General features: G+C 68.0%; 13 protein-coding genes. 7 read left to right on the top strand and 6 right to left on the bottom strand.

The window, feature by feature from the left end:
- Nucleotides 1-9 precede the first annotated feature (9 nt).
- From AB0J62_RS37485 to AB0J62_RS37465, 5 genes are all read left to right on the top strand, one after another.
- Complete coding sequence (locus AB0J62_RS37485) at nucleotides 10-834, top strand: hypothetical protein (protein ID WP_363881785.1); 825 nt, start codon at nucleotides 10-12, stop codon at nucleotides 832-834.
- Nucleotides 835-1,404, top strand: coding sequence for an amidase (locus AB0J62_RS37480; RefSeq protein ID WP_363881783.1), 570 nt, complete (start codon nucleotides 835-837; stop codon nucleotides 1,402-1,404). It begins immediately after the preceding gene.
- Nucleotides 1,405-1,464: 60 nt separating this feature from the next.
- On the top strand, nucleotides 1,465-2,697 hold the full coding sequence (locus AB0J62_RS37475; RefSeq protein WP_363881781.1) for a histidine kinase: 1,233 nt from the start codon (nucleotides 1,465-1,467) through the stop codon (nucleotides 2,695-2,697).
- A complete protein-coding gene (locus tag AB0J62_RS37470) occupies nucleotides 2,688-3,326 on the top strand; it encodes a response regulator transcription factor (protein ID WP_363881779.1) in 639 nt (212 codons plus the stop codon). The genes AB0J62_RS37475 and AB0J62_RS37470 overlap by 10 nt, the downstream gene beginning before the upstream one ends.
- A gap of 96 nt (nucleotides 3,327-3,422) precedes the next feature.
- Nucleotides 3,423-4,550 (top strand): S1 family peptidase, encoded by a 1,128-nt coding sequence (locus tag AB0J62_RS37465; RefSeq protein WP_363881777.1) that lies wholly within the window; start codon nucleotides 3,423-3,425, stop codon nucleotides 4,548-4,550.
- A gap of 48 nt (nucleotides 4,551-4,598) precedes the next feature.
- On the opposite strand, the gene AB0J62_RS37460 is transcribed toward AB0J62_RS37465, so the two are convergent.
- Complete coding sequence (locus tag AB0J62_RS37460) at nucleotides 4,599-5,954, bottom strand: SPFH domain-containing protein (RefSeq protein ID WP_363881775.1); 1,356 nt, start codon at nucleotides 5,952-5,954, stop codon at nucleotides 4,599-4,601.
- 19 nt (nucleotides 5,955-5,973) lie between these two features.
- Entirely contained in the window at nucleotides 5,974-6,168 is a 195-nt protein-coding gene (locus AB0J62_RS37455) for a hypothetical protein (RefSeq protein WP_130449247.1), read from the bottom strand.
- Nucleotides 6,169-6,295: 127 nt separating this feature from the next.
- Between AB0J62_RS37455 and AB0J62_RS37450 the strand changes: the two genes are divergently transcribed.
- Together AB0J62_RS37450 and AB0J62_RS37445 are read left to right on the top strand one after the other, a co-directional pair.
- The gene (locus AB0J62_RS37450) at nucleotides 6,296-6,679 is read left to right on the top strand and encodes a hypothetical protein (RefSeq protein ID WP_363881772.1); all 384 of its coding nucleotides are present in this window, start codon (nucleotides 6,296-6,298) and stop codon (nucleotides 6,677-6,679) included.
- Nucleotides 6,642-8,855 (top strand): caspase family protein, encoded by a 2,214-nt coding sequence (locus AB0J62_RS37445; RefSeq protein ID WP_363881770.1) that lies wholly within the window; start codon nucleotides 6,642-6,644, stop codon nucleotides 8,853-8,855. Before AB0J62_RS37450 ends, AB0J62_RS37445 begins: the two co-directional genes overlap by 38 nt.
- On the opposite strand, the gene AB0J62_RS37440 is transcribed toward AB0J62_RS37445, so the two are convergent.
- Genes AB0J62_RS37440 through AB0J62_RS37425 form a run of 4 tightly spaced genes read right to left on the bottom strand, consistent with a single transcriptional unit; the run spans nucleotide 8,821 to nucleotide 12,842 of the window.
- Nucleotides 8,821-9,648 carry a carbohydrate ABC transporter permease gene (locus AB0J62_RS37440; RefSeq protein ID WP_363881768.1) on the bottom strand — a complete coding sequence of 276 codons (828 nt, stop codon included), beginning with the start codon at nucleotides 9,646-9,648 and terminating at the stop codon, nucleotides 8,821-8,823. The genes AB0J62_RS37445 and AB0J62_RS37440 overlap by 35 nt on opposite strands.
- On the bottom strand, nucleotides 9,645-10,589 hold the full coding sequence (locus tag AB0J62_RS37435; RefSeq protein WP_363881766.1) for a sugar ABC transporter permease: 945 nt from the start codon (nucleotides 10,587-10,589) through the stop codon (nucleotides 9,645-9,647). Before AB0J62_RS37435 ends, AB0J62_RS37440 begins: the two co-directional genes overlap by 4 nt.
- A complete protein-coding gene (locus AB0J62_RS37430; RefSeq protein WP_363881764.1) occupies nucleotides 10,586-11,872 on the bottom strand; it encodes an extracellular solute-binding protein in 1,287 nt (428 codons plus the stop codon). Before AB0J62_RS37430 ends, AB0J62_RS37435 begins: the two co-directional genes overlap by 4 nt.
- A 4-nt stretch (nucleotides 11,873-11,876) precedes the next feature.
- Nucleotides 11,877-12,842 carry a PfkB family carbohydrate kinase gene (locus AB0J62_RS37425; RefSeq protein ID WP_363881762.1) on the bottom strand — a complete coding sequence of 322 codons (966 nt, stop codon included), beginning with the start codon at nucleotides 12,840-12,842 and terminating at the stop codon, nucleotides 11,877-11,879.
- Nucleotides 12,843-12,944: the final 102 nt, after the last annotated feature.

The raw sequence follows: 12,944 nt of genomic DNA, 5'->3' as shown, positions 1-12,944 counted from the left end.
TGCCCTAGCGTGGCTTCCGGGACCGCCGACGCCCCTCGGCGGACCAGCTACAGGGAAGGACCGCCGCCCACGCGGAACACCGCCACGATTCTGCTTGCTGTCGGAGCGCTCGCACTGACAGCCCTTCCGAGCAATGCAGCTCAACCACCGCAACCCACCGGTCAGCCGAACCTCGCGTCCGCGTTCCAGACCGCGGCCGCGAAGTACGACGTACCGCGTGAGGCCCTCGTCAGCGTCGGATTCGCCGAGACGCACCTCGACGGCCACAACGGCACGCCCAGCCAGGCGAACGGGTACGGCGTCATGCACCTGGCCGGTAACAACGTCAACAAGACGATGTCCGAGGCAAGCAAACTGACCGGGCTTCCGGTCGCCGAGCTCAGCAAGAACGATACGTCGAACATCCTCGGCGCCGCCGCGGTCCTCGACTCGTACGCCGACCAGGCAGGCCTGAAGGACCGCTCCGATCTCGGCAAGTGGTACTCCGTGATCGCGAAGTACTCGCACTCCGCGGACGGCCCGACCGCGCGCCTGTACACCGACGAGGTCTACCGGGTCATCGCCCGCGGCGTCAGTACGGCGAGTGTCTCGACCGACCCGAAGCAGGTCACGCCGGACCTCGGCGCCTACGCGAAGGTCTCGCCGCTCGGCACCAGGGCGAAGGTCCAGGCCACCGACTACCCGGGCGCGATCTGGAACCCGGCCTGCACCTGCAACTACCAAGCTGGCCGCACCCAGGCGATCACCACGATTGTGATCCACGTGACCCAGGGCTCGTACGCCGGCACCATCAGCTGGTTCAAGGACCCGGCGGCGCAGGTCAGCGCGCACTAAGTGGTCCGATCCAGCGACGGCCAGATCACGCAGATGGTCGCCGAGAAGGACACCGCCTGGCACGCCCGCAGTGCGAACCCGTACTCGATCGGCATCGAGCATGAAGGCTTCATCGATCAGCCGTCGTGGTTCACCGACGCGATGTACCGGTCCTCGGCCGCACTGACCGCCAACATCGCCGACCGCCGTGGCATCCCGAAGGACCGCAACCACATCAAGGGCCACAGTGAGATGCCCGGCAACGACCACACCGACCCGGGACCGAACTGGAACTGGGACTACTACATGCAGCTGGTGAACGGCGGAGACCCGAACCCGCCGCAGTACAACTTCACCACCTGGGGCAACGGCGTCAACGTCCGCTCGGCCCCGAAGCTGTCCGCCTCGGTTGTGACCACGCTGCCCGGCCCGACGCAGGTCTTCGTCCAGTGCCAGGTCCAGGGCGACACGGTGACGGCGAACGGCTACACCAACAACTGGTGGGCCAAGCTCCGCGACCAGGGCGGTTACATGACCAACATCTACATCGACGATCCGAACGCCAAACTCCCGGGCGTTCCGGACTGCTAGAGCCAGAAGGGTAGAGCCTGCTGTACCGACACGTGCCCGGCCGTCCCGCAGGATTGAGCCATGATCAACAAGATCCTGGCTCGGGGCGGACGGGCAAGTGCCTACCTGGCGGTTCGCTACCTCCGCGCGCTCCTGCTGTTGCTGGCGTTGCCGAACGGTCTCCTGCTCGGTTGGTTGATCACGCCCTTCACCGGCGCGCTGGTGAAGCTGGCCAACAGTGAGCGCCGCAGGGCCGCGAAGTACCTGGGCCTGCCCGAGGACGCGCCGCTGCCGCCCGCCACACCGCGCCGGCCGGGCGACGTCGCCACGCTGTTCAGGGACAGGTCGTTCAAGCGCAGCCTGTGGCTACTGCTGATGCCGCTGGCTATGGTCCCCGAATTGCTCGTCGCGGTCATCGGCCTGGTCGGTGCGCCCGCAGCGGTCGCTGGCATGCTGCTGTGGACGCTGGACCCGGGCAACTTCTCGCTGATGGGCGTCGAGGTCGACAGCTGGGCCGAGGCGCTCACGAACGGTCCCGTGCAGATCCTGGTCAGCCTCGCGGTCCTTGGCTGGGGAGCGCCCGCGCTGGCCCGTGGACATGCTCGTGCAGTCCGTCACCTGTTGGCTCCGAGCGGGGCCGAGGTGGAGATGCACCGGCTGACGCAGCGGGTCGAGGAGCTCACGAAGAGCCGGGCGGGTGCGGTCGACTCCCACGGCGCCGAGCTGCGGCGTATCGAACGGGATCTGCACGACGGTACGCAGGCCCAGCTGGTGTCGCTGGCGATGCGGATCGGCATCGCCAAGCAGACCATGGCAGAAGACCCGGAGAAGGCCGCCAAACTCCTCGACGACGCTCGTGACGGTGCCGAGCAAGCTATGACCGAGCTGCGCGGCGTACTGCGGACCATGTACCCACCGATCCTTGCTGACCGCGGTCTGGTGGGAGCAGTCTCCGCACTGGCGGCCCGATGCCCCCTGCCGGTCCAACTGCGCATCGGTGAGCTGGGCGAAGTCCCAGCCGCGGTAGAGGCTGCTGCGTACTTCGTGGTCGCGGAGTCGCTTACCAACGTCACCAAGCACAGTGCGGCCGGGCATGTCGACGTACGGCTCGAACGGCGTGGACAGGAGCTCTATCTGTCCGTCATGGACGACGGGATCGGTGGAGCGCGGATCAGTGAGCAGTCCGACCTGCTGGGCCGGGGGAGTGGGCTGCATGGCATCCTCCACCGCGTGCAGGCGATCGACGGTCACCTGGAGCTGCAGAGCCCGATCGGTGGGCCGACCACCGTCGAGGTGATCCTTCCGTGCGGGTGATCATCCTCGAGGACAACCCGATCCTCGCCGAAGGCCTGAGCCTGCTGCTGAACAACTCCGGCTTCGAGGTCGCCGCGGTCGCCACCGACGCGGACGAGTTCGGCAAGGCGATCGCCGAACACCCGGTGGAGATCGCAGTGGTCGACGTACGGCTGCCGCCGACCTTCACCGACGAGGGCCTGCGTGCCGCGATCGAGGCCCGCCGCGTCCGCCCGGGGCTTCCGGTGCTGGTGTTCTCGCAGTACGTCGAGGAGGTGTATGCCGCCGAGCTCCTCGCCGCCGGCAGCGAGGGCGTCGGCTACCTCCTCAAGGACCGGGTGTCCCGCGTCGACGAGTTCCTCGAAGCGGTACGCCGGGTTGCGGCCGGCGGGACCGTGCTCGACCCGGAGGTCGTCAGCCAGCTCATGGTCAAGCGGAGCAGCCCGCTCGACCGGCTCACGCCACGAGAACGCGAAGTACTCGCCCTGATGGCCGAAGGCCTCGGCAACGCGGCAATCGGGGAGAAGCTGGTGATCTCTGACGGCGCCGTGCACAAACACGTCGGCAACGTCTTCCTCAAGCTCGACCTCCCACCGACCGACTCGGGCCACCGCCGCGTCCTCGCCGTCCTCGCCTACCTCGGCCTGTGACCCGCGGTCGCCCTTGACGGACCGGTCTGAGTACGCCACCCTCGATCGCGAGAGCGCTCTCATCCACCGAACCGCCCCTAGGTGAGGAGAGTTCAGATGAAGGTCTTACTGGCCGCCGTGATCACGGCGGGTGTGTTGACCGTGCCCACACAAGCGCTGGCCGCGCCCGAGCCTCTTGCTGTGGCCGGCCAATCGGCTGCCATGCAGCGTGACTTCGGGCTGACCGATCAGCAGCTGCAGCAACGGCTCAGGGCCGAGACCTCGGCCGCCAAGCTGTTGCCCGCAGCCCAGAAGGCAGCCGGCACCGCGTTCGGCGGAGCTTGGTACGACGCGGCCACGCAGAAGCTCGTCGTCGGCATGGCAGGGCGCGTCGGGCCGGACCGTGCGGCCGCAGTACGAGCAACAGGCGCCGCGGTGACCGCCGTACCGGTGACTGCGAAGACGCTGGACCACCGGAAGGCCGCCGTCGACAAGCTGGCCGGCAAGGCTGTGCCGAATGCTGTCAGCGGCTGGTCTGCCGACCCGAAGACCGGCAGCGTGGTCATCAACGTCCAAGCAGGCAAGCGATCCCCGGCCGTCGACGCGTTCGTGTCCAAGGTCGCAAAGACCGGTGCGGTGACGGTCAGGGAGGTGGCAGCGCAAGCGCCACGTACGTACACCGCCGGCACGGTCGGCGGCGACCCGTACTACGTCAGCAACATCCGCTGCTCGATCGGCTTCTCGGTGTACGGCGGTTACGTCACCGCGGGCCACTGCGGCCGTAGCGGCATCGTGCGCGGCTGGGACGGGTCGGACCAGGGCTCGTTCCAGGGCTGGTCGTTCCCGGGCAACGACTACGCGTGGGTGGCGACCGGCTATGGCTGGTGGACCGTCCCGGTCGTCCTCGGCTGGGGACAGGTGAGCGACCAGTTGGTCCGCGGGTCGTGGGAGGCCCCGATCGGTTCGTCCGTGTGCCGGAGCGGTTCGACATCGCACTGGCACTGCGGCACGATCCTGGCCAAGAACGAGACCGTGAACTACGGCAACGGTGCACTGTTCTACGGCGCGACCAAGACCAACGTCTGTGCCGAGGGTGGCGATTCTGGTGGGTCGTTCATCACCGGCGACCAGGCGCAGGGCGTCACGTCCGGCGGCTGGGGTAACTGCACCAGCGGCGGCGAGACGTGGTTCCAGCCGGTCAACGAGATCCTGCAGGCGTACGGCCTGACTCTGCAGACCGCGTAGAAATGCCTGTGGATCCCCTTGCGTGCAAGGGGATCCACAGGTCGGCTGTCAGGCCTGGTTGTCCGCCACGGACTCCAGGACCGGCTTGTCGTCGTCGGCCTTCTTGGTGGCCAGCGACTCGATCAGCTGCTTGGCCAGCGCGAAGCCCGAGCCGCCCATCGTGATCGTCTTGACCAGGGTGTCCTCGATGCCCTGCGCGCCGTTCAGCACGACCATGTTGCCGACCTTGTCGAAGGACGACGACGCGGCCCGGACGATCTCCGGGTACGCCTCGGCCAGCTGCTGCGCGACGACCGCGTCGGTGTTCGTGGCCAGTGCCTCGGCACGCGCCTTGATACCGGCCGCCTCGGCCATCGCCTTCGCCTGGATGGCGGACGCCTCGGCCTTACCGGTGAGCTCGGTCGCCTTCGCCTGTGCCTCACCACGCAGCTGGACCTCCCGCGCGTTCGCCTCGGCGGCGGCGATCTGCGCGTCGCGGGCGGCCTGGGCCAGCGTGCGCTGCTTGTATGCCTCGGCGTCGGCCGGCTTCAGCACCGACGACTCCAGCTGCTTCTCGGCCAGCGAGGCGTTCAGCTTCGCGGTCTCCGTCTCGGCGACGACGACCTCCTGCTTGGCCAGCGCGGCCGCGAGCGGTCCGGCCTGGAACGACTTCGACGTGGCCTGGTCGACCTCGGCCTGGTATCCGGCCTTCGCGATCTCGCTCTCCCGGATCGCGGCCGCCTTCGCCGCGGCGGCGACCTGCTCGCGCTCGGTCGCCTCCCGGTCCCGCTCGGCCTGCGCGATCCGGGCCGCGGCCTCGACCGCGGCGGCCTGCGGACGGCCAAGGTTCCTGATGTAGCCGGACTCGTCGTCGATCTCCTGGATCTGCAGCGAGTCGACCACCAGGCCCAGCTTCTCCATGTCGCCGGCCAGCGAGCCGCGGATGTTCGTGGTTAGGGTCTCCCGATCGTGCAGCATCTCCTCGACCGTGGTCGAACCGACGATCGCGCGCAGGTGACCGGCGAACAGCTCGTGGATCGTGCTCATCACCTGCTCGTCGCTCTGCTCCAGGAACCGCCGGGCCGCGTTGGCGATCGAGCCGTAGTCGTCACCGACCTTGTACGCCGTGACGCCCTTGATATGCAGCGGGATGCCCTGGCTGGACACGCAGGTCACGGTCAACGGCGTTGCCCGGATGTCCAGCGGCAGGCGCCGTACGGTCTGGAAGCCCGGCAGGACAGCGGTGCCGCGGCCGACCACGATCTTGAAACCGAGGGTCTCGTTGACCTGCTCGGTGCTGGAGTGCGCGCCGAGGCCGGAGATGATCAGCGCCTCGTTCGGCTCCGCCACCCGCCAGACCATCCGGAACACGATGAGCAGGGCCACCACCGCGACGGCGGCGACGACCACGTACGTCCAGAGCATTTCCCCTCCAGGGAATGAGTTAGATAGCGCGAGCGACGTACACGGTGCGGGGTGGGTCGTAGTCGACCACGACGACCTGCGTCCCCACCTCGAGCACCTCGTCGGTCGCGGGGTAAGCGTAGAAGGCTTCGGTGGCACCGCGGACCGGCAGCATCACCTCGCCGACGATCCCGGGTGCGATCCGGCCGATCACCCGCCCCCGTTTGCCTACCATGTTGCTCCTCCGACGCGGCCCGGCCTGCTCCAGTTCCCCGAATGCTAGCTGGCCGTGAGTCTTGTCGCCGGGTCGGCGCAGGAGGATCGTGGAGGAGTCGGCACGGCCTGGGGAATGGGAGGGGGCCATGGGCGACGACGTACTGGTTGGCGTCAGCGAGGCGGGGGCCGACGACGCACGTCTCGAGGACCTCGCGCTGCTGTTGCGGCAGGAGTTGTTGTCGCTCGACGTACGCGCGGTCGAGCCGTACCGCGACGGCGAAGCGCCGGACGGGACCCGCGGCGCGCTGGCCGCGATCGCCGGCGTGCTGAGCGTTTCGCTCGCCCCTGGTCTGCAGGTGCTCGGTTCGGTGGTCGCTGTGGTGCGGGAGTGGTTGCGGCGGGCCGGGGACGGCCGGACGGTGAAGCTCACCATCGACAACGACGTGATCGAGCTGACCGGCACCACCGACGCGGTGCAGCAGCAGCTGGTCGATGCCTTCGTTCGACGGCACGCCGGAGCGGACGGGTGAGATGGACGGTTCGCGGGTCGCACTCGTGGTGGCGAACGATCAGTACGACGATCCCGGTCTGAAGCGACTCGTCGCGCCGGCGCAGGACGCGGCCGCGCTGGCCGGCGTACTCGCGGATCCGGCGGTCGGCGGGTTCGACGTGAAGGTACTGCGGAACGCGCCGGCGCAGGACATCCGGTTCGCGGTCGAGGACTTCTTCGCCGACCGCAACCCGGAAGACCTGCTGTTGCTGCACTTCTCTTGCCACGGACTGAAGAACTCGGCCGGGGAGCTGTTCCTCGCAGTCGCCGACACCAAGCCCGCGCGGCTCGCGTCGACCGCGGTGGCGGCGGACTTCGTCAACCGGCAGATGGCGGACAGCCGTGCGCAGCGGATCGCCTTGTTCCTGGATTGTTGCTACGGCGGTGCTTTCCCTCGCGGCATGGTCGTACGGGCTGCCGGTGAGGCACAGGTGCAGGACGCCTTTGCCAAGCAGGCCGAAGTGGGTGGCGGGCGCGGGCGGGTGGTGATCACCGCGTCCAGCGCGATGGAGTACGCCTTCGAAGGCGGCCAGTTGGCGTCCGACGCGTCCAAGCCGGCGCCGTCGGTCTTCACCGGCGCTGTGGTGGACGGGCTGACGACCGGCGAGGCGGACCGGGACGGCGACGGCTGGGTGGGCCTGACCGAGTTGGTCGGTTTCGTCACCGATCGGATCCACCGGGTCACGCCGAACCAGAACCCGCAGATGTGGACCTTCGGCTCGCAGGGCGAGCTGCTGATTGCTCGCAGCCGGGTACGCCGGATCACCCCGGCACCGCTCGCGCCGGAACTGACACAGGCGATGGAGAGTCCGTTGCCCGCGGCAAGGTTCGGCGTGGTCGACTACCTGCGCGAACGTCTGTACGACCAGGACCTCGGGCAGGCGTACGCCGCGTGGCAGGGCCTGCGTCAGATGATCGACGACGACAGCCGCAAGGTCTCCGAGGCCGCGTCCGAGGCATTGTCGACGGCTGAACTCAAGGTCACGCCCTCGTCGGTGGACCTGATCGGCGCGACTCCCGCCGAGCTACGCCTGTCCGGCCCGCCGATCGCGCTGACGGCGGCCGCATCGCCCAGCGACCCGTGGTTGAAGCTCTCACAGGAAGGCGACGTCATCCGGGTGCACGCCGAGCAGTCAGCTCCCGGTGTCCACGAAGGCTCGGTTGCTCTGGCGGGGCCGGCCGGGGAGCGCGTCGTACCCGTTCGTCTGACGGTCCCGGACACCGAATCCGAGCCGCCGGCTCCACCTCCCGAACCCGAACCGCAACCCGAGCCCGTGCCTGCTCCCGTCCCGGAACCGCCCCACGCCGAACCGGCCGCGGCCAAGCGGCCGACCCCGGTGGCAGCGAAACCGGTGCCAGCACAAGAGGTGGCAGCGCAACCTGAACCCGTGGCAGCCTCGCTGACCGACGGTGCACCTCGCCCGCCGTGGTGGCTGATTGCGGTGCTGATCGCCGGCAGTGCGTTTCTCGTCCTCGTGAACTGGCCCGGCGCGCCGTACTCCCGCAAGCTCTGGTACGACTCGAACCAAGGCTGGTACCTGTACCGGAACTGGTACGACCCGGCCATCTGGGGCTCGCTCGTCGCTCTCCTCGCGGCCGTCGTCGCCCGCTGGGCCGGGACGATCGCGCTCGGCGTCGTGGCCGGCTGCGCGGCGGCCGCGATCGAGGGCGCCGTACTGATCGTCGGCGGCGGGATCTCGGCCGACGAGACCTCGGCGTGGGTCGTGACGGCCGTGACGGCGATCGCGCTCGGCGTCGTACTCCTGATCGCCCTGAAACCGTCGATCGGGCCGCTGTGGCCGGTCTGGCCCCCGGCCGCCGCCACGGTTGTTGCCGGAGGCATCTTGCTGGTGCTCAGCGCGGTCGTCCCGCACGGCGACGGCGTCTCGTTCTTGATGGTCACCCCGCTGGCGCTCCTGGACGCGATCGTGTCGGTAGCCCTCGCCTGGACGGCCCTGATCGCAGCCGACGCCAGGACAAAGATCTGGCTGATCGCGACCGTGGTGACCTACTCGGCCCTCGGCATCCTCGGGGGCGTTCCGGCCCTGACCCAAGGGCACTCGGCGGCCGACTTCCTGACCGGCCTGTTCGGCAACGCACTGGTCGCGATCGGCGTCCTCATCAGCCTCGGACGGCGCCTTCCGTCGCACCCTTGATGAACTGGCGGGCGAAGATCCCGAAGACGATCACCAGCGGCACCATCGCCATCAACGCACCCGTCATCACCATGCTGTAGTCGACGCCGTGCGAGCGGTTCAGCGTCGACAGGGCGACCTGCAGCGTCAGGTGATTCGGGTTGGTCAGCACGATCAGCGGCCACATGTAGTCGTTCCACGCACCGACGAACGTGAAGATGCCGAGGAACGCGAGCGCCGGCCGCGCCGACGGCAACGCCACGTGCCAGTACGTGCCGAAGAACCCGCAGCCGTCGAGCGTCGCCGCCTCGACGAGTTCGTCGTGGATCGAGTTCTGGAAGTACTGCCGCATCCAGAAGATGCCGAACGCGTTCGCCGCACCCGGGATGATCAGCGCTTTCAGCGAGCCGACCCACCCGAGCAGCGCCATCGTCTGGAACTGCGGTACGGCGGACAACTGCGCCGGCAGCAGCATCGTCGCGAGCAGGATCACGAACAGCGCGTTCCGCCCGGGGAACCGGAACTTCGCGAACGTGAACGCCGCCAGCGAATCGAAGAACAGCACGAGCAACGTGGTCGAGATCGCCACCGTCGCGGTGTTGGCCATCGACTGGAAGAACGCGACGTTGTCCAGCACCTGCCGGACGTTGTCGCCGAAATGGCCGCCGAACGTGAACTTCGGCGGGAACCGGTAGATGTCCGCGGTCGTGTTCGACGCCATGATGATCGTCCACACGAACGGGAACATGAACACCAGCAGAGCCAGCACGAGTACGGCGTGCAGCGCGATCCCGCGCCACCGGTAACGCGTCATCGGTCGTCGCTCCGTCCGCGGAAGATCCGCCAGTTGATTGCCGTGAACAACAACACGAGCAGGAAGATGCTCAGCGCGATCGCTGCGGCGTACCCGTAGTCGTTGTCCAGGAACGCGGTCCGGTAGAACAGCAGCACCACGGTCATCCCGCTCTGCCCGGTGCCGCCGCTGTTGCCGACCATCACCTGCGGCTCGGTGAACGTCTGCAATCCACCGATGGTCGAGATGACGACCGTGAACAGGATGACCGGACGCAGTTGCGGCAACGTGATCGAGAACAGCGTCCGGACCGGACCGGCGCCGTCGACCTTGGCCGCCTCGTACTGCTCCTTCGGGATCGCCTGCAGTCCGGCCAGGTAGATCAGCGTGTTGTACCCGACCCATTGCCACACGATCATCGTCGAGATCGCGATCTTGATCCCCCACGGCTGTCCGAGCCAGTCCTGCTGCGGGATGCCGAGCGAGCGCAGTGCGGCGTTCACAAGGCCGAAGTTCGTGCTGAAGATCGAGCTGAAGAAGATCGCCATCGCGACCAGCGAGGTGACGTTCGGGATGAAGTACGCGATCCGGTACACGTTGGTGAACCGCACCGCCGACTGGAGCATCACCGCGAGCAGGAGCGCGAGCACCAGCGTCGGGACCGTCGACATGAAGAACAGCACGATGGTGTTCTCCAACGCCGTCCAGAACGTCGGATCCTGGACCAGGAACTGGAAGTTGCCCAGCCCGGTGAATCTGCGGGCGCTCAGGCCGTCCCAACGCTGGAACGCCAGCACGATGGTCGACAGCATCGGGTAGAGCCCGAACACCGCGAACAGGATGTAGAACGGCGACAGCGCCAGATAGAACCGCCAGTACGACCAGATCCGCCGCCCGGGGCGCTGTCCCTTTCCGGTCAGCGCCTCGGTCGCGGCAGCAGGCACAGTCGCCGTACCGGTCACTGAACCCCCTGCCGCTTGGCGATCGCCTTTGCCTTGGAGACTGCGCTGGCCCATGCGGCGTCGGAGGTCTTGGAGCCGGTCTGCACGGTCTTGAGCTCGTCGTGGAACGGTGCGGCGACCGAGTCGTCGTACGGGCTCTGGTAGGCGACCGGGATCGCCTTCGCGGCCGGACCGAACACGTCGATCGGCACCTGTCCGCCGAAGAACTTGTCCGCCGCCTTCAGTTGCGGCTTGTCGTACGCCGCCGGCGCGGACGGGAAGATCTGCGCGTCGGCGAACGCCTTGGCCTCGTTGTCGGCGTTGAGCATGTACTTGATCACCTCGAACGCCTTCTGCGGGTCCGCCGCGTTCTTGGTGATCGCCAGGAACGAGCCGCCGAAGTTCGCCGGTCCGCTCGGCGTCGGCGCCAGCCGCCACTTGCCGGCGCTGGTCTTCACCGCGGACTTGATGTCCAGCGCGACCCAGGCGGCGCCGATGTGGGTCGGGATCGTGCCCTGGTCGAGACCGGCGTTCCAGTCCGGGCTGCCGCTCGGCGTCTTGCCGTCGATCTTCATCGTCATCGCCTTGACCGAGGTGTCCCACGCCTTGCGGATGTGGTCCTGGTCGCCGATGAACTTGTTGTCCTTGGAGATGTACCGCTCGGTGCCCTGACCGACGACCATGTCGTAGAGGTCGGTCGCGTCCCAGACCAGCAGCGCCTTCGGGTTCTTCGCCTTCAGTTGCACACCCGCGGCGAAGTAGTCGTCCCAGGTCTTCAGCTGGTCGGCCACCTTGGCCGGGTCGCTGGGCAGACCGGCCGCGGCGAAGATGTCCTCGCGGTAGAACAGCCCGGTCGGGCCCACGTCGATCGGCAGGCCGATCACCTTGCCGTCCAGCGTCGTCGCCTGGTTGACCTTCCACTCCAGGTAGTCACCGAGGACCGAGTCCGCGCCGACCGACTTCAGGTCCACGAACCGCGACGCCTGGGGGAGCAGCGAGGCGATGTCCTCGCCCTTGATCCCGGTGATGTCGGGGATGCCGGTGCCGCCGTTGAACGTGGTGACCAGCTTCTGCTTGAAGTCGCCGCCGATCTCGGAGTACTTGATCTTCGGGTCGGGGAAGTGCGCGATCGTGTCGTCGATCACCGACTTGCCCAGACCGCCGGGCCAGCACCACATGGTCAACTCGGTGGTGGTGTTCTTCTTCGCCGTGGACCCGGTGTCCATCCCGGACGAACAGCCGACCAGAGTGCCGCCGGCTATGGCTGCGAAGCCCCCGAGCAAGGTCCGACGTGAGAGCTCCATGGTTCTACCTTCCTGAGTGTGCGCTGATCAGCGCGTGGAGGTGGTGGTCTTCGGGGTGCGCGGCCTGCCACGCGGCCAGGTCTTCCCAGCGCGGTGCAGCGTCCGCCCCACCCAGCCGGGCGACCGACAAAGCGGCCGCGAGCGCGGCGAACCGCAGCCGTTGCTCCAGCGGCAGCTCCCAGAGCGTGGCGGCGATGAAGCCGGCGGCGAACACGTCACCCGCCCCGGTGGTGTCCGCCGCCGAGACCGGATACGCAGGTACGGCGACGCGCTGGCCAGTCCTGGCGTCAAGCGCTTCGGCGCCGTCGGCGCCCTTGGACACGACCACCAGCGGGACCTGCTCCGCCAGGGCTTCGAGCGCGTCGCCGGGTGACGTCGTACGGGTGTAGGCCATCGCTTCGTCGGCGTTCGGCAGGAACACGTCGCAGTGCTCGAGCTGGTCGAGCACTGCCGGGTCCCACTGCTCGGACGGGTCCCAGCCGACGTCTGCGAACACCACGCTGCCGGCTGCCTTCGCCTTCGCCAGCCAGTCGTTCGGCCAGGGGCCGATGTGGGCGGCGACTGCTCGGGCAGTCGGCAGCGTGGTGACCAGCTCGTCGGCTGACAGCAGGGGAGAGGACCCGCGCGTGACCAGGGCCCGATCGTTGTCATAGGCAAGGGCCACGGTCAGCGGGGTCTGCCAGCCGGCGAGTCTGCGGGACAGAGTCAGATCGATGCCCTCGTCGTCGACGAGCCGGCGCCAGACACGGTCGCCCAGGTCATCGGCCCCGAAGACCGCGGCCATTCCGGTGCGCAGACCCAGCCGGGCGAGTGCGACGGCGAAGTTCGCGATGCCGCCGGGGCTCTCGTGCGACTCGGTGGCCCAGACCTCGGTGCCGGGCCGGGGTGCGGTGGGCAGGCCGAGCACCAGGTCCTCGAAGACCAGACCGGACACAAAGACATCCAGGATCGGGACGTCCAGTTCGTGCATGCTCAGCACACTCCTGCAGGGTCGATCAAACTCTTTCGTGAATCTAAGGTTGCTTGCGCAAGATCCGCAATACCTGGTCAAAGATTTGACTGAGAATGACGG

Source organism: Kribbella sp. NPDC049584 (assembly GCF_040675555.1).
Classification (GTDB): Bacteria; Actinomycetota; Actinomycetes; order Propionibacteriales; family Kribbellaceae; genus Kribbella.
Note: the sequence above shows the minus strand (reverse complement) of the source record. Positions and strands in the feature narration are given on the sequence as shown.

Excerpts from the sequence above, each read along its gene's own strand:
- AB0J62_RS37425 (WP_363881762.1), bottom strand. The coding sequence starts at position 12,842 with ATGCACGAACTGGACGTCCCGATCCTGGATGTCTTTGTGTCCGGTCTG.
- AB0J62_RS37460 (WP_363881775.1), bottom strand. The coding sequence starts at position 5,954 with ATGCTCTGGACGTACGTGGTCGTCGCCGCCGTCGCGGTGGTGGCCCTG.
- AB0J62_RS37440 (WP_363881768.1), bottom strand. The coding sequence starts at position 9,648 with ATGACGCGTTACCGGTGGCGCGGGATCGCGCTGCACGCCGTACTCGTG.
- AB0J62_RS37475 (WP_363881781.1), top strand. The coding sequence starts at position 1,465 with ATGATCAACAAGATCCTGGCTCGGGGCGGACGGGCAAGTGCCTACCTG.
- AB0J62_RS37455 (WP_130449247.1), bottom strand. The coding sequence starts at position 6,168 with ATGGTAGGCAAACGGGGGCGGGTGATCGGCCGGATCGCACCCGGGATC.
- AB0J62_RS37465 (WP_363881777.1), top strand. The coding sequence starts at position 3,423 with ATGAAGGTCTTACTGGCCGCCGTGATCACGGCGGGTGTGTTGACCGTG.
- AB0J62_RS37445 (WP_363881770.1), top strand. The coding sequence starts at position 6,642 with ATGCCTTCGTTCGACGGCACGCCGGAGCGGACGGGTGAGATGGACGGT.
- AB0J62_RS37430 (WP_363881764.1), bottom strand. The coding sequence starts at position 11,872 with ATGGAGCTCTCACGTCGGACCTTGCTCGGGGGCTTCGCAGCCATAGCC.
- AB0J62_RS37450 (WP_363881772.1), top strand. The coding sequence starts at position 6,296 with ATGGGCGACGACGTACTGGTTGGCGTCAGCGAGGCGGGGGCCGACGAC.